The 23,852-nt window shown below is 72.4% G+C and carries 19 protein-coding genes; 9 read left to right on the top strand and 10 right to left on the bottom strand.

Going from position 1 to position 23,852, the window contains the following annotated elements:
- Positions 1-15: 15 nt before the first annotated feature.
- Positions 16-1,125 carry a phosphoserine transaminase gene (gene serC, locus ACLQ2R_RS36110; protein ID WP_425965916.1) on the bottom strand — a complete coding sequence of 370 codons (1,110 nt, stop codon included), beginning with the start codon at positions 1,123-1,125 and terminating at the stop codon, positions 16-18.
- 205 nt (positions 1,126-1,330) lie between these two features.
- On the bottom strand, positions 1,331-2,437 hold the full coding sequence (locus ACLQ2R_RS36105) for a citrate synthase 2 (RefSeq protein ID WP_425965915.1): 1,107 nt from the start codon (positions 2,435-2,437) through the stop codon (positions 1,331-1,333).
- A gap of 169 nt (positions 2,438-2,606) precedes the next feature.
- On the opposite strand from ACLQ2R_RS36105, the gene pdxH reads away from it, so the two are divergent.
- The 5 genes from pdxH to ACLQ2R_RS36080 all read left to right on the top strand — a co-directional run bounded on the left by pdxH (position 2,607) and on the right by ACLQ2R_RS36080 (position 8,894).
- Complete coding sequence (gene pdxH / locus ACLQ2R_RS36100; RefSeq protein ID WP_425965914.1) at positions 2,607-3,260, top strand: pyridoxamine 5'-phosphate oxidase; 654 nt, start codon at positions 2,607-2,609, stop codon at positions 3,258-3,260.
- A gap of 195 nt (positions 3,261-3,455) precedes the next feature.
- Complete coding sequence (locus ACLQ2R_RS36095) at positions 3,456-4,703, top strand: MFS transporter (protein WP_425965913.1); 1,248 nt, start codon at positions 3,456-3,458, stop codon at positions 4,701-4,703.
- 317 nt (positions 4,704-5,020) lie between these two features.
- A complete protein-coding gene (locus ACLQ2R_RS36090; RefSeq protein WP_386247018.1) occupies positions 5,021-5,725 on the top strand; it encodes a metal-dependent transcriptional regulator in 705 nt (234 codons plus the stop codon).
- 117 nt (positions 5,726-5,842) lie between these two features.
- On the top strand, positions 5,843-8,068 hold the full coding sequence (locus tag ACLQ2R_RS36085) for a SpoIIE family protein phosphatase (RefSeq protein WP_425965912.1): 2,226 nt from the start codon (positions 5,843-5,845) through the stop codon (positions 8,066-8,068).
- Positions 8,069-8,120: 52 nt separating this feature from the next.
- Complete coding sequence (locus tag ACLQ2R_RS36080) at positions 8,121-8,894, top strand: alpha/beta fold hydrolase (RefSeq protein WP_425965911.1); 774 nt, start codon at positions 8,121-8,123, stop codon at positions 8,892-8,894.
- A gap of 158 nt (positions 8,895-9,052) precedes the next feature.
- Here ACLQ2R_RS36080 and ACLQ2R_RS36075 read toward each other — a convergent pair whose 3' ends face one another.
- Positions 9,053-9,214, bottom strand: a complete 162-nt coding sequence (locus tag ACLQ2R_RS36075) for a hypothetical protein (RefSeq protein ID WP_386247010.1) — start codon at positions 9,212-9,214, stop codon at positions 9,053-9,055.
- A gap of 120 nt (positions 9,215-9,334) precedes the next feature.
- Between ACLQ2R_RS36075 and ACLQ2R_RS36070 the strand changes: the two genes are divergently transcribed.
- Positions 9,335-9,859, top strand: a complete 525-nt coding sequence (locus ACLQ2R_RS36070; protein ID WP_425965910.1) for a hypothetical protein — start codon at positions 9,335-9,337, stop codon at positions 9,857-9,859.
- 30 nt (positions 9,860-9,889) lie between these two features.
- Here the strand turns inward: ACLQ2R_RS36070 and ACLQ2R_RS36065 are convergent, their stop codons facing one another.
- Positions 9,890-11,035 carry an acyl-CoA dehydrogenase family protein gene (locus ACLQ2R_RS36065; RefSeq protein ID WP_425965909.1) on the bottom strand — a complete coding sequence of 382 codons (1,146 nt, stop codon included), beginning with the start codon at positions 11,033-11,035 and terminating at the stop codon, positions 9,890-9,892.
- A gap of 284 nt (positions 11,036-11,319) precedes the next feature.
- Here ACLQ2R_RS36065 and ACLQ2R_RS36060 point away from each other — a divergent pair, with 284 nt between their 5' ends.
- The 3 genes from ACLQ2R_RS36060 to ACLQ2R_RS36050 all read left to right on the top strand — a co-directional run bounded on the left by ACLQ2R_RS36060 (position 11,320) and on the right by ACLQ2R_RS36050 (position 15,979).
- Positions 11,320-12,720 carry a hypothetical protein gene (locus ACLQ2R_RS36060; protein ID WP_425965908.1) on the top strand — a complete coding sequence of 467 codons (1,401 nt, stop codon included), beginning with the start codon at positions 11,320-11,322 and terminating at the stop codon, positions 12,718-12,720.
- A gap of 10 nt (positions 12,721-12,730) precedes the next feature.
- Positions 12,731-13,597: a class F sortase gene (locus ACLQ2R_RS36055; RefSeq protein WP_425965907.1), complete on the top strand. Its 867-nt coding sequence runs from the start codon at positions 12,731-12,733 to the stop codon at positions 13,595-13,597.
- A gap of 1,356 nt (positions 13,598-14,953) precedes the next feature.
- Positions 14,954-15,979 (top strand): glycerophosphodiester phosphodiesterase family protein, encoded by a 1,026-nt coding sequence (locus ACLQ2R_RS36050; RefSeq protein ID WP_425965906.1) that lies wholly within the window; start codon positions 14,954-14,956, stop codon positions 15,977-15,979.
- A gap of 111 nt (positions 15,980-16,090) precedes the next feature.
- On the opposite strand, the gene ACLQ2R_RS36045 is transcribed toward ACLQ2R_RS36050, so the two are convergent.
- The 6 genes from ACLQ2R_RS36045 to ACLQ2R_RS36020 form a co-directional block, all read right to left on the bottom strand.
- The gene (locus ACLQ2R_RS36045) at positions 16,091-17,284 is read right to left on the bottom strand and encodes a PQQ-dependent sugar dehydrogenase (protein ID WP_425965905.1); all 1,194 of its coding nucleotides are present in this window, start codon (positions 17,282-17,284) and stop codon (positions 16,091-16,093) included.
- Between the two features lie 264 nt (positions 17,285-17,548).
- Complete coding sequence (locus ACLQ2R_RS36040) at positions 17,549-19,651, bottom strand: xanthine dehydrogenase family protein molybdopterin-binding subunit (RefSeq protein WP_425965904.1); 2,103 nt, start codon at positions 19,649-19,651, stop codon at positions 17,549-17,551.
- Complete coding sequence (locus tag ACLQ2R_RS36035) at positions 19,648-20,781, bottom strand: FAD binding domain-containing protein (protein ID WP_425965903.1); 1,134 nt, start codon at positions 20,779-20,781, stop codon at positions 19,648-19,650. Before ACLQ2R_RS36035 ends, ACLQ2R_RS36040 begins: the two co-directional genes overlap by 4 nt.
- Complete coding sequence (locus ACLQ2R_RS36030) at positions 20,778-21,368, bottom strand: 2Fe-2S iron-sulfur cluster-binding protein (RefSeq protein ID WP_425965902.1); 591 nt, start codon at positions 21,366-21,368, stop codon at positions 20,778-20,780. Before ACLQ2R_RS36030 ends, ACLQ2R_RS36035 begins: the two co-directional genes overlap by 4 nt.
- Positions 21,369-21,472: 104 nt before the next feature.
- Complete coding sequence (locus ACLQ2R_RS36025) at positions 21,473-22,471, bottom strand: sugar-binding transcriptional regulator (RefSeq protein WP_425965901.1); 999 nt, start codon at positions 22,469-22,471, stop codon at positions 21,473-21,475.
- Positions 22,472-22,777: 306 nt separating this feature from the next.
- On the bottom strand, positions 22,778-23,815 hold the full coding sequence (locus tag ACLQ2R_RS36020; protein WP_425965900.1) for a D-ribose ABC transporter substrate-binding protein: 1,038 nt from the start codon (positions 23,813-23,815) through the stop codon (positions 22,778-22,780).
- Positions 23,816-23,852 lie beyond the last annotated feature (37 nt).

Genomic DNA, 23,852 nt, shown 5'->3' with positions numbered 1-23,852 from the left:
GGATCGGGACGGCGGCTACAGCCGCTCGACGACGTGGTCGATGCAGGCGGTCAGGGCCTCGACGTCGTCGGGGTCGACGGCCGGGAACATGGCGACGCGCAGCTGGTTGCGGCCGAGCTTGCGGTAGGGCTCGGTGTCGACGATGCCGTTGGCGCGCAGGACCTTCGCGATCGCCGAGGCGTCGATCTCGTCGGCGAAGTCGATCGTGCCGACCACGTTGGAGCGGAACTCCGGCCCCGCGAACGGGGTGGTGTAGGAGGTCTTCTCCGCCCAGGTGTACAGGCGCCGGGCCGAGTCGGCCGTGCGGGCCGTCGTCCAGGCCAGGCCGCCGTTGCCGTTCATCCACTCGATCTGGTCGGCCAGCAGGAAGAGCGTGGCGACCGAGGGGGTGTTGTAGGTCTGGTCCTTGGAGGAGTTGTCGACGGCGACCGGCAGGCTGAAGAACTCGGGGACGTAGCGCCCGCCGGAGGCGATCTCGTCCACCCGGGCCAGCGCGGCCGGGGACATCAGGGCGATCCACAGGCCGCCGTCGGAGGCGAAGCTCTTCTGCGGGGCGAAGTAGTAGACGTCGAACTCGCTCGCCTCGACCGGCAGGCCGCCGGCGCCGGAGGTGGCGTCGACGAGCACGAGCGAGCCCTCCCCGCCCACCCGCCGGATCGGCATCGCCACGCCGGTGGAGGTCTCGTTGTGGGTGAGCGCGTAGACGTCGACGCCCTCCTCGGTCCTGGCCTCGGGGTGGGAGCCGACGTCCGACTTGATCACGGTCGGGTCGCCGAGCCACGGCGCCTTGGCGGCGACGGAGGCGAACTTGGAGGAGAACTCGCCGAAGTGCAGGTGCTGGGACCGCTCGCGGATCAGCCCGAAGGCGGCGATGTCCCAGAACGCGGTCGTGCCGCCGTTGCCCAGGACGACCTCGTACCCCTCGGGGAGGGAGAACAGCTCCGACAGCCCCGCGCGGACGCGCCCGACGAGCGACTTGACCGGCTTCTGGCGGTGAGAGGTGCCCAGGAACTCGGCACCGGAGGCCGCGAGAGCCGAGAGCTGCTCGGGGCGCACCTTCGAGGGCCCGCAGCCGAAACGGCCGTCGGCGGGCTTGAGGTCAGAGGGAATCACGATGTCAGCCACCTGACCAGCCTACTGAGCCCGCGGGGTGTTCCAGGACGGGGTCCGGATCCTGAGACGAGCCGTGTCAGGGTATGGGCTCACACCCGGTGGCGGGCCGTGGCGGCCGGGGCGCGCGAGGACCGGGGCGACGCCGGGGAACGGCGACGGCTGCCGCGCGGGACGTCCGCGCGACAGCCGCAGAAGGCGTGATCTCCTCGTGCGGTCCCTAGACGGAACCGACGACCCCGGATGCCCCGGGGACGTCCTGGGCCGAGCGCTGGGAGGGACCCACGTAGTCGGCGCTGGGGCGGACGAGCCTGCCCGTGCGCTTCTGTTCCAGGATGTGGGCGGCCCAGCCCGCGGTGCGGGCGCAGGTGAACATGGAGGTGAACATGGACGAGGGGACCTGGGCGAAGTCCAGGATGACCGCGGCCCAGTACTCGACGTTGGTGGCGAGCACCCGGTCGGGCTTGCGGGCGTGCAGCTCCTCGAGCGCGGCCTTCTCCAGCGCCGCGGCGACCTCGTACCGCGGTGCGTCGAGCTCCTTGGCGGTGCGGCGGAGCACGCGCGCGCGGGGGTCCTCGGCGCGGTAGACGCGGTGACCGAAGCCCATCAGGCGCTGGCCCTTGTCGAGCTCGGACTGCACGTACTTCCTGGCGTCGCCGACCTGCTCGACGCCCTCGATCATGTGCAGCACGCGCGCGGGCGCGCCACCGTGCAGCGGCCCGGACATGGCGCCGACCGCACCGCTCAGCGCCGCGGCGACGTCGGCCCCGGTGGAGGCGATGACCCGTGCGGTGAAGGTGGAGGCGTTCATGCCGTGCTCGGCGGCGGACGTCCAGTAGGCGTCGATGGCCTTGACGTGGCGGGGGTCGGGCTCGCCCCGCCAGCGGATCATGAAGCGATCGACGATGCTCTCGCCCTTGTCGATCTCGCTCTGGGGGATCTCCGGCTTGTCCTGGCCGCGCGAGGACTGGGCGACGAAGTTCAGGGCGGTCACGCTGGCGCGCGCGAGGTCGGCGCGGGCCTGCGCGTCGTCGATGTCGAGCAGGGGCTTGAAGCCGTACGCGGTGGCCAGCAGGGCCAGCCCGCTCTGCACGTCGACGCGGACGTCACCGGAATGGACAGGAATGGGGAAAGGCTCGGCCGGGGACAGACCCGGCTGGAACTCGTTGTCGACGAGCAGGCCCCACACGTTCCCGAACGGGACGCTGCCGACCAGCTCTTCGATGTCGACGCCCCGATAGCGGAGGGCGCCCCCTTCTTTGTCCGGTTCCGCGATCTCCGTCTCGAAAGCTACTACGCCTTCGAGCCCGGGTTTGAAGTCGGACATTCTCGGCCGCCTCCCTTTCTTGAAGTCAAAGCCTTGATGTCGAGATACCGGCGGGTCATATTCAACCCCCTGGGTCGAGGCGGTGTGCCGCCGGACCCGCCCGAACGCGATCGCCGCAGGTGGGGGGCGCCGTACGGGCGTCCGGCCCGGCACGCGAGAATACCTTCCCGTGGATGCCGCATCGCGACCGCCTTCGGTGGCGGGACTTCGCCGTACGTATCAGGGACTGCCTCTGCTGGAGGCGGATCTCGCAGCCGACCCCGTGTCGCAGTTCGCCGCGTGGTTCGGCGAGGCCGTGGACGCCGGGCTCCCCGAGCCGAACGCGACCGTGCTGGCGACGGCCTCGGCCGGTGGCCGGCCGACCGCCAGGACCGTGCTGCTCAAGGGGTACGACGAGAACGGGTTCGTCTTCTACACCAACTACGAGTCGCGCAAGGGCCGCGACCTGACGGAGAACCCGCGGGCCGCCCTGCTCTTCCCCTGGCACTCGATCCGCCGCCAGGTACGGGTCGAGGGGACGGTGGTGCGGCTGCCCCGCGAGGAGTCGGCCGCGTACTTCAGGACCCGCCCCTACGGGTCGCGGATCGGCGCCTGGGCGTCGCGGCAGTCGGCGGTCGTGCACTCCCGGCAGGAGCTGGACGACCGGTACGAGGAACTGTCCGGGCGCTGGCCGGAGGACCCCCCGGTGCCCGACTTCTGGGGCGGGTTCCGGGTGGTTCCCGCGGAGGTGGAGTTCTGGCAGGGACGGACCGACCGCATGCACGACCGTCTGCGCTACCGCCGCTCCGGCGCCTCCTGGCTGGTGGAACGCCTGGCCCCGTGAGGCGGGCCCCGGGGGCGGCCGGTCACGCCGGTCACGCCGGTCACCCTGGGCCCCCGGCCCGCGGGGCCGGACCACGGGGTGATCGAACATCTGGCCTCCCGACCCGGGTCCCACGGAGCCGGACCGTCCGGCCTCCCGCAAGCCTGCCCTTTATTTGCCGATATATCCATGTATGTCCGTTGAGAAGGGGGGCACGTGAGGTTCGGGAACCTCCTTCGCAGGCACGTGGCCGACACGCGCCCGCTCGCCCTCCCCGCCTACCGGCGGCTCTGGGCCGGCCAGGGCGTGTCGTTCATCGGCTTCCAGCTCACCTCGGTGGCCGTCAGCGCCCAGATCTACTCCATCACCGGGTCGTCCTTCTGGGTCGGCATGCTCGGCCCGGCCAACCTGATCCCGTTGGTGATCTTCGGCCTCTGGGGCGGGGCGGTGGCCGACGCGGTCGACCGGCGCAGGCTGCTGATGACCGGCGCGCTCATCGCCTGGGCCGGGACGATCGCGCTCTGCGCGCAGGCCGTCCTGGGCACCGACCACGTCGGCCTGCTGCTGGCCACCGTGGCCCTGCACGCCACCGGCTTCGCCATCACCGGGCCCACCCGGGGCGCCATCATCCCCAGGCTGGTGCCCGCCGACCTGATACCGGCGGCCAACACCCTGAACTTCCTGGTGGGCGGCCTGGGCACCGTCATCGGGCCGCTGCTCGCCGGGATCGTGCTCGCCGGTGGGGGCTTCGCCACCGCCTACCTGATCGACGCGGTGCTGTTCGGCGCCGGCTTCTACGCGGCGGTGCGGCTGCCCCGGCTCGAACCGGCGGGCGGGGTGACCCGCCCCGGGCTGCGGTCGGTGGTGGACGGCCTGCGCTACATCTCCGGCCACCCGGTCGTGCTGATGTCGTTCGCCGTGGATCTCGTCGCCATGGCGTTCGCGCTGCCCAGGGCGCTCTTCCCGGAGATCGTGGCCGAGCGGTTCGGCGGCTCGACGGTCGCGTTCGGCTGGCTGTCGGCCGCCATCGCCATCGGCTCGGTCCTCGGCGGCGTGCTCTCCGGCTGGGTGGGCCGGGTCAGGCGGCAGGGGATGGCGCTCACGTACGTGATCGCGGCCTGGGGGCTCACCGTCGCCGCGGCCGGGCTCGCCGGGCACCTGTGGCTGATGGTGGGCCTGCTCGCCTTCGGCGGGGCCGCCGACCTGGTCTCGGCGGTGTGGCGGCAGTCCATCCTGCAGACCCACGCCCCCGACGACATGCGCGGCAGGATGCAGGGCGTCTTCATCGTGGTGGTCGCCGGGGGACCCCGGCTCGGGGACCTGCGGGCCGGGGTGGTCGCCTCCTGGTTCGGCGCCACCGCCTCCTGGGTGGGGGGCGGGATCGCCTGCGCGGTGGTCGTGCTCGCGGTGGGGTTCGCGGTCCCGGCCTTCCGGAACTACCGGCCGGCCTCGGGGGGCGGCTGAGACGCGGCGGGGACACCCACGCGACCGGGCCCCGTTCCGGGTCCCGTGACCGGTTCCTGTGATCGGGTCCCGTGATCAGGTCCTGTGACCGGTTTCCGCGACCGGTCTCGTGACCGGGGCCCGCGGACCGCCCGCGTGATCCGGACGGCCCCGTTCCGGCAGCTCGGGAAGGATTTCCCGGCCCCGGGTGTTGCTGTCCCTTGTCACGGCGACCCGTTCTCCCAATAGGGTCGTGTTCTCGAACTTCCGAGGTCCCGCGCCGCTCCTCCGGGAACGCCGCGCGGTGGACGTAGCATCGAGAGAGGACGGGAGGAACCTTGACCGCACACGGCCTGATCGACACCACGGAGATGTACCTTCGTACGATCTTCGAGCTGGAGGAGGAGGGCATCGTCCCCCTGCGCGCCCGCATCGCCGAACGGCTGCAGCAGAGCGGTCCCACGGTCAGTCAGACGGTCGCCAGGATGGAGCGCGACGGCCTGGTCCGCGTCGAGGGCGATCGCCACCTGACCATGACCGACCTGGGCCGCACCCTCGCCACCCGTGTGATGCGCAAGCACCGCCTCGCCGAGTGCCTGCTCACCCAGGTCATCGGCCTGCCGTGGGAGGAGGTGCACATCGAGGCCTGCCGCTGGGAGCACGTCATGTCGGAGTCGGTGGAGGCGAGGCTGGTCGGCCTGCTGAACAATCCCACCGAGGACCCGCACGGCAATCCGATCCCCGGCCTGGGAGAACTCGGCGTCGTCGGCCTCCCGGACGGCCGTCTGGAGACGCTGCCGTCGATGGCCGCGATGGCCGGACCCAGAGATATACCCGTCGTGGTCCGTCGAATTAGCGAACAAGTGCAAAGCGATCCGGCTGTGATGCTTAAACTCAAGCAAGTTGGGATACAACCCGGACGCGAGGTGACGCTCGCGGCGAGCGACGACGGTGTGCGGGTGACAGGTGACGACGAGGCGGGCAATTTTCTCGCGGTTCTCCCGCGAGAGATCGCCGCGCACGTTTTCGTCTCCACTCGCTGACCGAGGCCCCTTAGCTCGGTTGGATCCCGTTCGGGAGTCCCTCCGCTCCCAGGCCGAGACTGCAGGAGCAACCGTGGTTCGCTTTGCACACACCCGCCCACGAGGGGCGGTCACCGGATGAAGCGGTGGGGGGATGTCTCCCAGGACGCCGCCGAGCACCTTACGGCGGGTTCCGTCCTGGACCATGCTGAGATGGCGGTGGTCGTCACCGACAGATTCAGCAATCTGCTCTACTGGAACCCTTTCGCGGAAAGGCTTTTCGGACGCCCCGGCACGTCGGGGCCCCGGGACCCGTCCCTCTCCCTGGGCATCATGGAGAAGGACCACCCGCTGGCCGTCGAGCTCTCCAAGCACGTCCTCAAGGGCGGCGTCTGGGAGGGCACGTTCGACGTCAGGCGCGGCGACGGGACGATCATCTACGTCCGGGCCCAGGCCGTGCCGCTGCGCCACCCCTCGGGAGCGGTGACGGGCATCGTCATCACCGCCCGCGAGGCGATGCGCAGCAACGAGCGTGAGAAGGACCGCTTCGGGCTGCTGGAACGCATCGGCGAGCGCCTCGCCGGTTCGCTGTACGTCGAGGAGACGCTCAAGCGCGTCGCCGAGATGCTCGTCCCGCAGTTCGCCGACCACTGCTTCATCGAGCTGATGGAGGAGGGGCGGCTGGTCCGCAGGGTCTCCACCCACGTCCAGGGATGGAGCCCGCCCGCCGACACCTGGGCACCGATCGGCGCGGAGATCCGCTACCCGGCGGGCCACTACGTCGACACCGCGCTGCGCCGCCAGGAGACGATCCTCGTCGAGGACTTCGCCCAGACCAGCTATCCCAGCACGGGCGAGGCCAACACCCGCCTGGCCGCCGAGATCGGCATGACCTCGGCCATCGTGGCGCCGCTGTGCGTGCGCGGCGAGATCCTGGGGCTGATGTACCTGGGGCTGTCCAACCTGACCGACCGGCGCAGCCCGCACTACGACGCCTTCGACCGCGACTTCGTGGGGGCCATCGCCACCCGGGTCGCCCTGGCCGTCGACAACGCCCTGCTGTTCGAGGAGGAGCGGCACACCGCCGAGTCCTTCCAGAAGCACCTGCTGCCCCGCGCGCTGCCGCAGCTCGACGGGCTGGAGATCGCGGTCCGCTACTACCCGGCCGCACCCCTGGCCAGCCACGGGCAGGGCATACAGACCCAGGTCGGCGGCGACTGGTACGACGTCATCCCGCTCTCGGCGGGCCGGGTCGGCATCGTCATCGGCGACGTCGAGGGCAGGGGCGCCAAGGCGGCGGCGGTGATGGGGCAGCTGCGGGCCGCGCTGCGCGCCTTCGCCCAGGACGACAAGCCGCCCGCGGAGATCCTGGCCAGGCTCGACGAGTGGACGCGCATCATCGCCACCCCCGAGCAGGACGAGAGCGGCGCCGACATCAGCATCCCCCCCATCGTCACCTGCCAGTACCTGGTCTACGACGCCTGGTCGCGGCAGCTGTCGTTCGCCAACGCCGGTCACGCCCCGCCGCTGCTGCTCATCGGCGACACCTGCACCGAGCTGGACATCCGCGAGGTCGGCCAGCCGCTGGGGGTACGGGCCAAGGGACTGCACGCGGACCTGGTCTACAAGGAGGAGACGCGGACGCTGCCCCGCGGGGCGGCCCTGCTCCTCTACACCGACGGACTCGTCGACCGTCGCCCCCTCCGCGACGCCGACGGCCATCCGCCCGAGGTCGAGGAGACGCTGTCGCAGCTCTGCCGCAAGCTCATCGAGATCACCGACGCCTCGGTCGAGCGGATCGCCGACGTCGCCACGGTCGCGGTGCCCGGTGAGATCGACGACGACATGGCCATCCTCGTGATCAGGTCCTCCGCCGAGGACCTGGACGTCGAGGAGCGCACCTTCCCGGCCCAGCCGATCATGGTGGGGGAGGCGCGCAGGATGGCGCTGGAGGCGTTCGTCGGCTGGAACGTCCCCGAGGAGCGGGCCGAGCTGGCCTGCCTGCTGGTCTCCGAGGTCGTCACCAACGTCGTGCTGCACGCCGCCACCGCCAGCATCCCGCGCAGGGAGCTGACGATGGACGGCCCTCCGCTGCCGTTCGACGAGTCCTGGGACGTCCCCGGCTTCGAGGACGAGATCGTCAACGAGAAGGAGTTCACGCTCCGGCTGCGCCGGGGCAGGGAGTCCGTCTGGGTCGAGGTCTTCGACCAGGACCTGCGGTTGCCGCGCATCCGCAGCGCCGGGGAGAACGACGAGGGCGGCCGGGGCCTCTACCTGGTCGACCAGCTCGCCAGGCGCTGGGGCTCGCGCCCCACCAAGGAGGGCAAGGCCGTCTGGTTCGAGATCCCCACCAGGTCGCGCTGAGCCCTCGCCGTCGGGGCTGGAACACGCTCCCGATCGATGGTTGACTCGGGGCATGGAGCTGGCGTTCGAACGGCGGGGTACGGGTCCCTCCCTGGTCCTGCTGCACGGGATCGGGCATCACTGGCAGGCATGGCTGCCAGTGCTGGACCGTCTCGCCACCGAGCGCGACGTCATCGCCGTCGACCTTCCCGGCTTCGGGGTCTCCCCTCCGCTGCCGCCCGGCACGCCGTACACGGCCGAGAGCCTGGCGGACGCGATCGAGTCCTTCTTCGCGGTGCTCGGCCTGCGCGACCCTCACGTGGCGGGCAGCTCCCTGGGCGGTTACCTCGCCCTCGAACTCGCCTCGCGCGCCGTGGTCCGCTCGGCCGCCGCGCTCTCTCCCGCGGGATTCTGGAACCGCACCGAACTCGCGTACGCGCGCGCCGCCCTGCGTCTCAGCAGGACCTCGGCCGAAAGGCTTCCCCCGGACCGCGCGCTCGCCCTCGCCGAAACCCCGCTGGGCCGCTCGCTGGCCGCGGGCCTCATGGTGGCCCACCCCGCCAGGCTCTCGCCCGAGGCGCTGCTCGCCGCGCTCCAGGCGCTCGGGCAGGCTCCCGGGTTCGACGAGACGCTCGCCTCCTTCGCCGGGCTGATGCCTCCCGCGCCGCCCAAGGTGCCGGTCACGATCGCCTGGGGTGAGCACGACCGGTTGCTCGTGCGCCGCCAGGCCGTCCGGGCCGCCCGGTGGTCCGGGCAGCGGGTGAAACTGCTGCGGGGCTGCGGGCACCTGCCGATGACGGACGATCCCGAGCTGGTCGCGCGCGTGCTGCTGGACGCGTCCAGGTAGACGGGTTCCTGGAAGGACGGGCGGCCGGTGGAAGGACGGGCGGCCGGTGGAAGGACGGGCGGCCCGAGGGGCGGGCGGTCCCGCAGGTGGGCGGCACGGTGACGGGCGGCACGGTGACGGCGGTCCGGCGGGTGAGCCGGTCCCGGGCGGCGGTGCGGTCAGCGGAAGGTCTGGCCCCAGACGGCGAGCATCACGACGACGAACACGATCATGACGCCGACGTACGCGACGGGGCCGAGCCGGAAGGCGCGTCGCACCCGGTTCAGCCCCCAGGCGAACAGGAACGCCAGGAAGATCAGCAGAATCAGCCCGCTGTCCATTCGTCACCACCCCGTGCAGGTCTCCGTTGACCAGTATGCGTCGGCGGAGCCGTCACCGTGGCCGGTTAGCCGCGTTCCCCCGCCGTGAGATCGTTGCGTCTCGTGAACATGACATCGAAAATGACGCGCGTCCTGCCGGTGGCGATACTGGCCACCGGCCTCTGTGCCTGCTCAGGCGGGGTGGGCCTGTCCGCCGCGTCGCCGGCCGCGACCGCGACCGTCACCGTGACCGCCTCCACGACCCCGTCCCCCGCCCCCTCACCGTCCCCGTCGGCCTCCCCCTCGGCCCTCCCCACGGCGTCCCCGTCCGTCTCCGTCTCCGACTCCGCGCAGGCGACGCCCTCCGCGTCGCCGAGCATTCCCGGGGGTCGGGGCGTCGACGCGACGGTGCACGGGCAGCTCGCCCTGCGCGGGGTGGACGCGATCACCGTGACCCCGGAGAGCGACCAGGAGGTGAAGGCGCTCCTGCTGCCGTTCACGGAGGTGATCGACCCGGAGGGGGTGGTCTGCAGTGACGGCAAGGCCCCGCGCAGCTGCTCGATGGAGCAGTTGCAGGAGGCCCTGCAGAAGGACGCCGTCGTCTTCGCCGAGGTGACGATCAAGGACGGGGTGGCGGTGCGGATCGACAAGATCACCGAGGAGTGAGCGGACCGGCAAGGCCGGGCGGAGGCCGGTTCAGAAGCCGAAGGAACGGCCGATGATCTCCTTCATGATCTCGGTGGTCCCCCCGTAGATGGTCTGGACGCGGCTGTCGACCCAGGCCTTGGCGACGGGGTACTCCATCATGTAGCCGTACCCGCCGTGCAGCTGGAGGCAGCGGTCGATGACCCTGGTCTGCAGCTCGGTGGTCCACCACTTGGCCTTGGCGGCGTCCACCGCGGTGAGTTCGCCGGCGTTCAGGGCGAGAATGCACCTGTCCACGTAGTGGCGGGCGATGTCCACCTCGGTGTCCAGCTCCGCCAGGACGAACCGGGTGTTCTGGAAGCTGCCGATGTTCCTGCCGAAGGCCGTGCGGCTCTTGCAGTACTCGATGGTCGTCCGCAGCACGGTCTCCGCCGCCGCGACCGCCATCACCGCGATGGACAGGCGCTCCTGCGGCAGGTTGGCCATGAGCTGGAAGAAGCCCTGCCCCTCCTGCGGGCCGAGCAGGTTGGCCGCCGGCACCCGGACGTTGTCGAAGAACAGCTCCGCCGTGTCCTGGGCGTGCATGCCGATCTTCTCCAGGTTGCGGCCCCGGGTGAAGCCCTCCATGCCGCGCTCGACGACGAGCAGCGAGATGCCCCGGGCCTTGGCCTCCGGGTCGGTCTTGGCGACCACGACCACCAGGTCGGAGTTGATGCCGTTGGTGATGAAGGTCTTCTGGCCGTTGAGCAGGTAGTCGTCCCCCTGGCGCACGGCCGTCGTCCGGATGCCCTGCAGGTCGCTGCCGGCGCCGGGCTCGCTCATGCCGACCGCCGTGATCAGCTCACCGCTGACGAACCCGGGCAGCCAGCGGGCCTTCTGCCCGTCGTCGGTGAGGTCCACGAAGTACGGGGCCATCACGTCGTTGTGCAGGGAGTACCCCAGGCCGGTCGCGCCGATCGTCATGACCTCCTCGACGATCACTGCGTTGTAGCGGAAGTCCTTGATCCCCGCCCCGCCGAACTCCTCGGGCACGCCGAAGCCGAACATCCCGATCTCGCCGGCCTTCTTCCACACGTCGCGCGGGACGATGCCGTCCTTCTCCCAGCGGTCGTGGTGGGGGGCGACCTCGCGGGCCAGGAACTCACGTACGGTCTCCCGGAAGAGCTGGTGCTCCTCCTCGAAAAGGTCTCGCTGCACGGTGTGCCTCCTAGGGTCCTCGGTACAGAATACGATTCTGTTACGTCGGGTACGCCCGGCTCCGGGCCGTCCGCGTCCCCGCGGGGACATGCGGGGACGCGCGGGGGCTTCAGATCACAAGTGCGCCACGGTATCCGCCCATACCCCCCATCCCGCTGCGCCAAAGATGGGTGAAACCATACGATCTACCCTTGGTGTGCCCTGGGTATGCCCGATGAGGGCAACCTTCGTGATCGGAGTGTGTGGTGGTTCGGTGGCGATCTCGGCTCCCTAGGTCCGTCGCGGTGTCGGCCCTGTTCCTCTTCGGCGGCGCGCTGGTCGCGCTGCCCACGGGCGCGGCCGGTGCCAGCAACGCCGAACTCGTGGTCGACTACAGCTGCACGGGCGGGATCGCCCTGAACGGCGGCACGGTGAACCTCCGTACCAAGGTGTCGATCCCCACGACGCTCACGGTGGGCCAACCGCTCAACATCGGCTGGGACCTCGACTACAAGAACGGCGACCCGGCCAGGTTCGGCTCACCGGACTACTTCGAGGCCGGGGCCAAGACGCTGGTCACCGGGAACGTGCAGATCTCCGGGAGCTGGGTCGGCATCCTGCAGCCGAAGGGCTCCGCCGACCAGACCGGCAAGCTCCAGCCCGGGAAGATCCTGAAGCTTCCCGAGGGGATCTCCGACTCCGCCCACACCGCCGAGGCCGGCAAGATCAAGGTCAGCCCCCGGAAGCTGTTCGTGGACTTCATCCCCCCGGCCGGCGAGGTCATGGTCAACGACGACGACCCCCGGGTGAGCTACCACGCGGCGGGTGACTGGCAGGACGTGAACGACGAGGCGCCGAGCATCGGCGACCACGGCCGCGACCTGCACCGTACGAACATCGTGAACTCGTGGACCTCCTTCACGTTCACCGGTACCGGGATCGAGTACGTCGCCCGGCGCAGCAACACGGCGGGCAGGGTCGGGTTCAGGATCGACAACCAGGACGCCACGCCGTCCTTCGTCGACGCCTCGAAGAACGGCGACGGCACGCCGACGAACGCCGCGCACCAGGGCGGGGTGACGCTGTGGAAGTTCAACGGCCTCAAGTACGGCCAGCACACCATCGAGGTGAAGAACCTCGACAACGGCAAGTGGGCGCAGCTCGACGCGTTCCGGGTGATCACCAGGGAGCTGCAGAACCCGCCGGAGGACTACCGGGCCACCTGCACGCTCGTCAGCGCGCCGGTCTCGGTGGACGTCACCATCGCCGAGGCGGGCGCGAGCCCGTCGACCAGTGTCTCGCCCTCGGGCGGCGTCTCGCCCTCCGGGAGTGTCTCCCCCTCGGCCGGCGTCTCTCCTTCGGGGAGTGTCTCGCCCTCGGCCAGCGCCTCCGCCTCGGCCAGTGCGTCCGCCTCCGCGTCCGCGTCCGCGAGTGGCAACCCCTCGGCCGCGCCGAACGGCGGTACCTCCACGCCCAAGCCGACCCTGACCGTGACCGCCGTCGTCACCCCCACCAGGGCCACGCCGACCACGCCGCAGGTGATCATCACGCCGAGCGGCGGGGCGCAGACCGGTCAGGCGCCGGACGAGAGCTCCGGCCTGGGACTGCTGGGCGCGGGAACGGCGATGGTGACCGGGAGCGCGCTCGGCGGTGTGGTCCTGATGAGGCGGCGAGCGGCACACGTACGAGGTCAGAGGGATAGCTGAGGAGGCCCGGATGTACCAAGGACCCACCGGCGGCCCCGATCCGTACCAGGGCGGCCCCGACCCCCGTCACGGCGGCGGCCCCGCGCCCAAGCCCAAGGCGAACCTGCTGATGGGCGGGCTCCTGGTGGCCGGTTCCCTCGGCGGGGTGGCCGCGATCATGGCCGGCCTGCTCGTCTACCTGACGCCCGCGGCGGAGGAGGACGCGCCGTACGGGCCGCCCGTGCCGCGGGCGGCGGCCAGCTCCCTGGGGCCCCAGGATCCGGGAGCCGGGCAGCAGGTCACCGACCAGCAGCCCCCCGGGGCGACGCTGCCGTCCTCGGTGGGTCCCGGCGGGCTCGACGTCCCGCTGACGCCCGCCGCCCCCACGGCGCCGCCGCCGCTGCCCGTGGTGCTGCCCCCGGAGCCGCTGAAGAGCGACGGGGTGAGGCCCCGCCGCCTGGCCATCCCGAAGATCGGTGTGATGGCCCCGCTGATGGCGCTCGGTGTCGGCTCCGGGCGGGAGGTCCAGACGCCCCCGCTGAACAGGCCCAACCTGGCCGGCTGGTACAAGCACGGCCCGATCCCCGGGCAGCAGGGCCCCTCGGTCGTGCTGGGACACGTGAACAACAAGCGCGGGGCCGCGGTCTTCAGCCGCCTGAAAGAGGTCACGCGCGGGGACAAGATCAAGGTCTCCCGGTCGGACGGGAGCATCGCGGAGTTCACGGTCGACGGCGTGGAGCAGGTCAGCAAGAAGGCGTTCCCGTCGAAGCGGGTCTACGGCAACACCGGTGAGGCGACGCTGAGGCTCGTCACCTGCGGCGGTGTCTACAACGCCAGGACCGGCCACTACACCGACAACATCATCGTCTACGCGACCCTGTCGAAGACCCGCGCCTGAGCGTGGTCCCCGGCCCGCGCGCCGGGGACCGCACGCCGGGCCGGTACGGGTCGGGCCGATGTTCGGTCAGGCCGGTGCGGGCCGGGCCGATGCCGGTCAGGTCGGTGCGGGCCGGGCCGGTGCGGGCCGGGGTCGTCTCCGGTCGTGTCGTGTGTCCGTCCCCGGCGGGCCGCCCGCCCTCGTTAGCCGCCCTGGCGATCAGGGTAGAAGCCGTTTGTACCAGCTGAGTCCCCCCGAACGATGACAGACGGGGGTGTGCCCAGGTGAGCACGATGCGGGCCGGTGTCGTAGCCCTACTCATAGGTGTGGCGGCGGTCGGCGGCGTCCAGCAGACGAAACAGCCGCACGAACGGTCCACCGGCTGGGGCGCCGAACGACCGGCGGTGAAGCGCGCGGCGGGGTGGACGGCCAGGCGGCCTGACGCGCACACCGGGCGGCGGTACGACGGGGGAAGGATCGCGCAGGCCTTCAAGCGGGCCTTCGGGCGGACGGAGCCGAGCACCGCACGCGGGGACCGGAGCGCCTGGGGGTCGGGCCGAGAGGGAACCGGCGGGTACGGGGGCCGGGAGGCCGGGGACTGGAGAGGCGCGGGCGGTTACGAGGACGGCGGTTTCGGGCGTTCGCGGGATCGCGGGGCCGGCCGGTACGAGGAGCGCGGGTTCGGGCGCTCGGCGGGTCCGGCGTACGGGCGACAGGGCGAGCGCGGGTTCGGACGGCGCGGATCGGAGGCCCGGCACGGCGGGCAACGGTGGTCCGGTCGCCCGATGAGGGCCGGGCGTGACGCACGGCACCACCGTCAGCGGCAGGGGAAGGCCAGGGCGGGCTGGTCGCGCGAGGGACGGGGGCGCTGAACCGGCGGTCCTTCGAGAGGCGCAGAGCCGAGCGGGCGATTCCGGGAGAGGCTGGGGTGGCGCCCCGGGGAGGGGGCCGAGCCGACGGTCCCGTGAAGGAGGCTCGGACGGTTCCGCCGATGCATCCTAGGTAGATTACGTCCCGTTTCATACGTTGATTACTTCTCGTGGGTATTCGCGTATCCGGTCCGGGTATAGATGTTTATACCAATGTGTCCCCCCGCTGAGCCGGAGCGAGGGGTGGGCACGGGTGATCAGGACGCAGGCCGGTCTTCTGGCCGTGATCATAGGAATGGCCGCGATCGGCGCTCTGCAGCACGCGGAGACGGCGGGAACGCGCACCACGGGCCCGGCGGCCGGACAGACCGCTCACCAGGCGGAACGATTCGCCCACCAGGCGGGACGGCCCGCGCATCGGGCGGGACGGCCCGCGCATCGGGCGGGACGGCCCGCGCATCGGGCAGGGCGATCCGCAAGCTCGAAGACCGGCCGCCGCGGCAGTCCGGTGGCGCGCGGGACCGGAGAGCACGAGGTCACGCCGATCGTCATCGCGCATCGCGGCGCCAGCGCCTTCCGGCCCGAGCACACCCTGCTGTCCTACCGGGTCGCCATCTCGATGGGCGCCGACTTCATCGAGCCCGACCTCGTCTCCACCAAGGACCACGTGCTGGTCGCCCGGCACGAGAACGAGCTGTCGGCGACCACGGACGTGGAGAAACACCCCGAGTTCGCCGCCCGCAGGACGACCAAGCTCGTCAACGGCGCCCGGCGCACGGGCTGGTTCACCGAGGACTTCACCCTGGCCGAGCTGCGCACCCTGCGCGCCAGGGAACGCTTCGCCCGGGAACGGCGGGACAACACCGCCTACGACGGCAGGGCCCGCGTCCCGACGCTCGACGAGATCGTCCGGCTCGCGCAGAAACACGGGGTGGGCGTGTACGCCGAGACGAAGTTCCCCACCTACTTCGCCTCGATCGGCCTGCCGCTGGAGGCGCCGATGCTGGAGACGTTCACGCGCCACGGCTGGGACGGCGAGGACGACCCGGTGTTCATCCAGTCCTTCGAGACCGGGAACCTCAGGCGGCTGCGTCCCCTCACCAGGATCCGGCTCGTCCAGTTCGTCGCCGCGGCCGGGGCGCCGTACGACCTCGTGCGCGCCGGGGACCGGCGCACCTACGACGACATGGTGACGCCGAAGGGCATGGCGGAGATCGCCGGGTACGCCGACGGCATCGGCGTGGTCACCAAGCGGATCGGCCCCGGCGAGCCCGGCGGCATCGACGGGAGGAAGATCTCGCCCGCCGCGCTCGTCGGGAACGCCCACCGCGCGGGCCTCCTGGTGCACGCCACCACGGTCCGCAGGCTCGACGCGCGGCTGCGGGCCGAGGACCGCGGACGCGACACCGACCGCGTCACCGAGCAGGTGAGGACGTGGCTGAGGCACCTGTACCGGCTGAAGGTGGACGGCGTCATCGCCGACGACCCCGGCCTCGCGCGCGCCGTGCGGGAGAGCATGCGCGCCGGAGGCTGACGCGCGGCACGGGAGATCCCGCGCACCCGGAAACCGGCGCACGGTGCGGGAGATCCCGCGCACCCGGAAACCGGCGCGCGGTGCGGGACGAGGCCCGTGCGCCGGTGTGCGTCACCGACTCCCGGTGGCGGGGTAGCGCAGGATCCGGTCGTCGCCGTCGCGTACGTCACCCCGTCCGTCGGTGTTGGACGTGGTGAGCCAGAGCGCGCCGTCCGGTGCCACGGCGACCGTGCGCAGGCGGCCGTAGCGCCCGGACAGCTCGGCCCGGGGCTCGCCGGTCCTGCCGTCGCTCAGCGGGACGGTCCAGAGCCGTTCCCCGCGCAGCGCCGCCACGTACAGCGTGTTCCCGGCGATGGCGGCACCGGACGGGGACGCCTCGTCGGTGGGCCACGTCACCAGCGGGTCGGTGAACCGGCCGCCGTCCGAGTCGCCCTTCCCCTCGACCTCGGGCCAGCCGTAGTTGCGTCCGGGCTCGATCAGGTTGACCTCGTCCACGGTGTTCTGGCCGAACTCGATGGCGAACAGCCGTCCCCGCGCGTCCCAGGCCAGCCCCTGGACGTTGCGGTGCCCGAGGCTGTAGACGGCCGAGCCCTCGCGCGGGTTGCCGGGGGCGGGGTCGCCCTCCGGCGTCAGCCGCAGGATCTTCCCGTTGGGGCTGTCCGGATTCTGCGAGGCGCCGCGCTCTCCCGCGTCACCCGTCCCGGCGTACAGCATGCCGTCGGGACCGAACGCGATGCGGCCGCCGTTGTGGATGCCCGACTTGGCGATGCCCTCGAACACCGGCTCGGGCGTGGCGTCGTCGAGCCGGAAGCGCACGATCCGGTTGTCGGACGCGGCGGTGAAATACGCGTACACGTACCGGTCCTCGTCGTAGCCGGGGGAGACGGCGAGGCCGAGCAGGCCGCCCTCCCCGCCCGGGGCCACGCCGGGCACCCGGTAGACCTCGCGGGGCTGCCCGCCGCGCGCCGGGACCCGCAGGACGCGGCCGCTGTCCCGCTCGGCGACCAGCGCGTCGCCGCCCGGCAGGAAGGCCAGCCCCCAGGGGGCCCGGATCCCGGTGGCGATCTCCTCGCCCGCGCCCAGGTCAGGTGTCCCGGTCCCGCTCGGCGCCGGGGCCGAGGTCGCCGCGGGGCTCCGCCCGCCGCCGGGTGCCTGGGAGGCGGACGCGCTCGCGCCCCCGGCGGTCACCACCGGCGTGGCGGCGGCCCCGGAAGCGGGTCCCGGGGCGGCCGGGTCGCCGGCGCAGGCGGTGAGCAGGACCGTCAGCCCGGCGGCGGCCGCGATCCGGCTCGCGTTCTTCCTCATGGACACCCCTTCTGTGGCCGATCTGTGGCCGAGCGTCCCGGCCGGTCGCCCGGACCGGTCGTTCGGATCAATCGGCCCTTCGTACCCCATGTTCGCGCCTTGTCCCGTGCCGCGCGTCGCCGGACGCCGGTTCGCGCACATGCCGGTTCGCGCGGACGCCGGTCCACGCACATGCCGGTCCGCGCGGGCCGTCCGCCGTCGCCGGGATCCCGTGTCACGGTGTACCGGAGTCCGGCGGGGGAGCCTCAGGGGTGCGACGGGCTCTCAGGGGACGTGCCCGGCGGCCCGTACCCGGTCGGGGGTGATCGGCAGGTCGCGCAGGCGGGAACCGGTGGCGTGGAAGACGGCGTTGGCGATCGCCGCGGCGGCGCCGACGATCCCGATCTCACCGATGCCCTTGGTGCCGACCGGGTTGAGCTCGCCGTCGTCCTCGTCGATCCAGTGCGCCTCCAGGCCGCGCACGTCGGCGTTCGTCGCGATGTGGTACGAGGCCAGGTCGTGGTTGACGAAGTCCCCGAACTCGGGGTCCACCTCCAGGGACTCGTGCAGGGCCATGGAGATCCCCATCGTCATCCCGCCGAGGAACTGCGAGCGCGCCGTCCTGACGTTGACGATCCGGCCGCACGCGAAGACCCCCAGCAACCGCTCGACGCGGACCTGCCCGCTGTCGGCGTCCACCGTGACCTCGGCGAACTGCGCCCCGAACGCGTGGCGCGAGAGCGACCTGGAGGCCTGGACGTCCTCGGTGGTGTCCGCCCTCGCCTCCATCCCGCCGGAGGGGACCACGCCCGACCGGCCGTCGAGCTCCGCCGTCAGCGCGCGGCACGCCTTGCTCACCGCCCACCCCCACGAGGAGGTGCCCATGGACCCGCCGGCGGGCGGCGCGGCGCCGAAGACGCTGCGGCCCACCCGTACCGTGACCCGGTCCATCGGCACGCCGAGCTCGTCGGCGGCGATCTGGGTCAGCGCGGTGCGGGCCCCGGTGCCGATGTCGGCGGCGGCGACCTCGACGACGAACCCACCCCCCGGCTCGGTGCGGGCGGTCGCGGTGGACGGGCTGATGAAGACGGGGTAGGTCGACGCGGCCACGCCGGTCCCGGTCAGCAGCCGGCCGTCGCGGCGGACCCCGGGGGCCGGGTCACGGCCGGCCCAGCCGAAGCGCGCCGCCCCCTCACGCAGGCAGGCCACCAGGTTGCGGCTGCTGAAGGCGAGCCCCGACTCCGGGTCGGTCTCCGGTTCGTTGACGATCCGCAGCTCGACGGGGTCCATCCCCAGGGCGTACGCCAGCTCGTCCATCGCCGACTCCAGCGCGAACATCCCCGGCGCCTCGCCGGGCGCCCGCATCCACGAGGGGGTCGGCACGTCCAGCCGGAGCAGCCGGTGGACGGTACGGCTCGCGGGCGCCGCGTACATGACGCGGCTGCCCGCGGCCGTCTGCTCGGTGTACTCGGTGAGCTTCGAGCTCTGCTGGAGCGCGTCGTGCCAGAGCGCGGTGAGCCGCCCGTCCCGCTCCGCCCCCAGCCGTACCCGTTGCACGGTGGGGGTGCGGTAGCTGACCAGCGGGAACATCTGCTGCCTGGTCATCGCCACCTTGACCGGCCGGTCCACGGCACGGGCGGCCAGCGCCGCCAGCACGGTCGGGGGGCGGAGCTCGCCCTTCGACCCGAAACCGCCGCCCACGTGGTCGGCGACGACGCTCACCGCGCCCTCGGGCAGGCCGAACAGCCTCGCGATCGCCGTCGCCGACCTCCAGGGCGACTGGTCGGAGTTGTAGAGGGTCAGCGTCTCCCCCTCCCAGAGCGCGATCGTGGCGTGCGGCTCCATCGGGGCGGCGTGCTCGGCCGGGGTGGTGTAGACGGCGTCGACGCCGGCCGGTGCCCGTGCCAGGGCCTCCTCGACCTCGCCGCGATCGACGGTGCCGGTCAGGCCGGCGTTCACCTTCCCGGGCGAGTAGATCGCCGGGTTCTCCGGGTCCAGAACGACGTCGTGCTCCTCCTCGTCGTACTCCACCCTCACCGCCGACGCCGCCTCGCGGGCCCCCTCCAGGGTGTCGGCGACCACGGCCGCGACGATCTGCCCCCGGTAGGCCACGTCGGCCGACTGCAGGAGGTGCAGCTCGTCGCTCTTCCCCGGGCGGAGCCGGGGGGCGTTGCCGCTGTCCAGCACGGCGATCACCCCCGGCAGCGCCCGCGCCGCGCCGGCGTCGACCGAGCGCACCCGGCCCCGGGCGACGGTGGACTGCACCGGCCAGACGTAGACGGCGTCCGGGACCGGGTACTCGTAGGCGTAGCGGACCGTGCCGGTGACCTTGTCGCGTCCCTCGATCCTGCCCGGCGCCCCGCCGACCACCCTGTCGAGCGTCGTCATCCCCGTCCTCCTCCGCCGGAGCCCGCCACCGGCCCGGACGGGCCCGGCGAACCGTTCGAACCACTCGAACCGTTCGAGCCCGCCGTCCGGTCCCCCGAACCGTTCGAGCCCGACGTCCGCTCCACGCTCACGAGATCGAGGACGACCGCCGCGATCAGGTCGCGGGCGAGCCCGATCTTGAACTCGTTCCCGGGCAGGGGGCGGGCCGTCGCGAACTCCGCCTCCGCCGCCGCGGTCAGCAGCTCCCGGACCGGCACGTGGCCGGTCAGCGCCCGCTCGGCCTCCCGGGCCCGCCACGGCCGCGGGGCCACCCCGCCGAGGGCCAGCCGGATCTCCCGCAGCGAGCCGTCGCCCCCGGTCACGACCACCGCGGCGACCGAGACCAGCGCGAACGCGTAGGACCAGCGGTCGCGGACCTTGCGGTACCGCATGACCGCTCCGGGCGGGGGCGGCGGCAGCTCCACCCCGGTGATCAGCTCGCCGGGCTCCAGCACGGTCTCGCGCTCGGGGGTGTCGCCGGGCAGCAGGTGGAAGTCGCCGAGCGGCACCCTCCGCTCGCCCCCGGCGGCGGGCCGCAGGTGCACCACGGCGTCGAGGGCGGCCATCGCCACCGCCATGTCGGAGGGGTGGGTGGCCACGCAGGCACCGGAGGTGCCGATCACCGCCAGGTCCCGGTGGGCGCCGTGGATCGCCGGGCAGCCCGTGCCGGGCTCGCGTTTGTTGCACGGCTTGGTGACGTCCAGGAAGTACGGGCAGCGCGTGCGCTGCAACAGGTTGCCGCCGGTGGTGGCCATCGACCTGAGCTGTCCCGACGCCCCGGACAGCAGCGCCTGGGCCAGCGCGGGGAAGCGCTCGCGGACCCCCCGGTCCCCGGCGAGGTCGCTGTTGCGCACCAGCGCGCCGATCAGCACGCTCCCGTCGGGCCGGTGCTCGATCCGGTCGTACGGCAGCCCGGTGACGTCCACCAGCGACGGCGGCCGGGCCACGCCGAGCTTCATCAGGTCCACCAGGTTGGTGCCGCCGGCCAGGAAGACCGCGCCGCCACGGCCGCCACGGCCGTCGTGGCCGTCGCGGACGGCGGCGGTCGCGGAGGCGGGGCCGGTGGCGCGTTCGTAGGCGAAGGGCCTCACGACGCCTCCCCGCGATTCCCGCCGACCGGCAGCGGTCCCGCGTCCCGCCGGCCGGCCACCTCCAGCACGGCCTCGACGATCCCGGCGTAGGCCCCGCACCGGCACAGGTTGCCGCTCATCCGCTCGCGCACCTCCTCGGCGTCCAGGGCCCGGCGGGAGGCGATCCCGGCCGCGACGTCCTCGGTGACGTGGCTCGGCCAGCCCCGGTCCGCCTCGGCGAGGGCGCCGAGCGCCGAGCAGACCTGGCCCGGCGTGCAGTAGCCGCACTGCAGGCCCTCGTGGTCGAGGAACGCCTGCTGCACCGGGTGCAGGCCGCCGTCGCCCGTCAGGGCGGCGACCCCCTCGACGGTGACGATCCGCCGCCCGGTGACCGCCACCGCGAGCGTCAGGCAGCTGTTCACCCGCCGGTCGTCCAGCAGGACCGTGCACGCCCCGCACTGCCCGTGGTCGCACCCCTTCTTCGTCCCGGTCAGCCCCAGGTGCTCGCGCAGGGCGTCGAGGAGGGTCACCCGGTTGTCCAGGGTGAGCGAGTGGTCATCGCCGTTGACGCGCAGCGTGACTTCGCTGACGAACGCTTCGTCTGCCATGACGTTGACCTGCCCGGCCCCCGGTGGGGTCCGTCACCGTTCAAGGTGAAAGATTCCCAAAGACGGCGAACGTACGGGGTGGAAGATCACGGCGGGCGGGGAGGTCAGGCGGGTTCGGCGAGCAGGCGCTCGGCCACGTCCACATCGGTGATCAGCACGTTGATCCACCGGCCCCGCAGGGCCGCCTTGATCGCGGAGTACTTCCGCTCGCCCCCGGCGACGGCGACCCGGCGCTCCACGGCGCGGAACGTCTCGACGTCTATCCCGACGACCCTCCGGTCGAAGGCCGAGTCGACCACGCCGCCCTGGGCGTCGAAGAAGTGCAGGCACACGTCGCCGACGGCGCCCAGCGAGCGGAGCTCCTCCTGGTCGGCGTGCCCGACGGCGTTGCCGCTCCGCAGCAGGAGCGGGGACGGCTCCAGGCTGCCGATGCCGACCAGGACGACGGTCAGCTCCCGCCACTGCGCCATCACCTCGACGACCGCCGCGTCCTGCAGCAGCGCGTCGCGGACCACCGGCGTCCCGACGACGCCCGCGGACGGGACGAAGACCGGCCGGGCGCGGGTGACGCCGGCCAGGCGGCTGATCAGCCGGGTGGCGTGGACCTGTGCCTCGGGGCTGCCGACCCCGCCGACGACCTGCATGACGCGGTCGGCGACCTGGGTGCCCCTGGGGTGCATGCGCTCGACGGCGGCCAGCAGCGTCTCGCTCCAGGAGGAGATGCCGATGACGTCGCCGCTTTTGAAGGTGGTGTCGAAGTAGGCCGCGGCGGCCGAGCCCAGTGCCGGGATCACGTCGCCGCCGGTGCCGCCGGTGTCGACCACCACCGCGTCCCGCAGCCCGTGGCGGCGCTGCAGCTCCTCCTCCAGCTCGGTGTGCACCCCGTCGGGGAGCACCACGACGGTACGGACGATGCCGCGGGTGATGGCCTCCTTGAGCAGGCGGGAGACGCGCGGCTGCGAGATGCTCAGCGCCGTGGCGATCTCGGGCTGCCGCATGCCCTGCTCGTGGTACATCCGCGCGACCCGGGCCAGCAGGCGCAGGTGGTCGACGGCCACGGTACGGCCGGAACGGTGAACCTGTCCCAGCTCCGGGACGACCATGCACCGCCTCCTCGTCAGATCGTGGGACCGGCCGGCGCCGTCCCGCGCGGTGGCGGTGACGGCACGTGCCGGTGATGTGGCCGGTCGCGCGGGCCGGGACGCGGCCGGACGTCGTCCCTCCGCGACCGGCCACTCAGCGTACCGGCTCGGGTTTCCTCATGCCCGGTGAGCCCGGACCTGGGAGCCGTGACCGGAATGTCGTCCCGTGTCCGGCCGGGACGTCCGGCCCGGACCCGGGCCGCGACCTTCCGCCGGCACCTTCCGCAGGGACCCGGCCCGGGGCCCGGCGGAAGGTCGCGGGGGTGGTCACTTCCTGCCGAAGACCCCGAACTCGTCGGCGTTCTCCTTGGTGACCAGCTCGCAGTCGATGGACTGCTTCTCCTCGGCGCCGGTCGAACCGGTCCTGATCAGCTTGTCGGCCTGCTCCACGGCGCTCTCCGCGGCCTGGGCGGCCGGCTGCAGGGCGGTCGCGTGCATCTGGCCCGCCTTGATGGCGGCGATGGCGTCCGGGCTGCCGTCGAAGCCGACGACCGTCACCTTGTCGAGGATCCCGGCGGCCTTGAGCGCCGCCACCGCGCCGAGGGCCATCGTGTCGTTGCCCGCGATGACGCCCTGGATGTCGCGGTTCTTCTGGATGATGGTCTCCATCTTGGAGAACGCCTCCTGCTGGTCCCAGTTGGCGCTCTCCTTGGCCACCGGCTTCAGGTCCGGGTACTGGGAGATCACGTCGGCGTACCCCTTGGAACGCACGCTGGCGTTGGTGTCGGACTCCTTGCCGACCAGCTCGACGTAGTTGCCCTTCTCCTTCATGGCCTCCACGAACGACTGGGCGGCCAGCTGGGCGCCCTGGGAGTTGTTGGAGACGATCTGGGCCTTGGCCACACCGGTGGCGTTGATCTCCCGGTCGATCAGGAAGACCGGGATGCCGCCCTGCGCGGCCTTCCTGACCGGGCCGATGGAGGCGTCGGCGCCGGCGTTGTCCAGGATGATGGCCTTGGCCTTCCTGGAGATGGCCGCGTCGACCAGCTCGCTCTGCTTGTTGGGGTCGTCGTCGTGCGAGGCGACCGACGTCTCGTAACCGAGCTCCTCCGCCTTGACCTTGGCCGCGTCGGCCTCGGCCTTGAAGAAGGGGTTGTCCGGGGACGGGGTGATGACGGCGATCAGCCCGCCCGCCTCGCCGCCGCCGGACGGGTTCGCCGCCTGGCTGGTCTGCGCGGTGGGCGCGCTCTGCGCCGAGGTCTCGGCGCCGCCCCCGCACCCCGCCAGCAGCGAGGTGCCGGCGAGCAGCGAGATCGCGAGGCCGAGGCCCCGCCTGCGGATGGAACCAACGATGGGAACGGACATCTCCGACCTCCGGAAAGTGGTGAACGGTGTGTGGACG

The sequence above is a fragment of the Streptosporangium sp. DT93 genome, from assembly GCF_049844535.1.
Classification (GTDB): domain Bacteria; phylum Actinomycetota; class Actinomycetes; order Streptosporangiales; family Streptosporangiaceae; genus Streptosporangium.
Note: the sequence above shows the minus strand (reverse complement) of the source record. Positions and strands in the feature narration are given on the sequence as shown.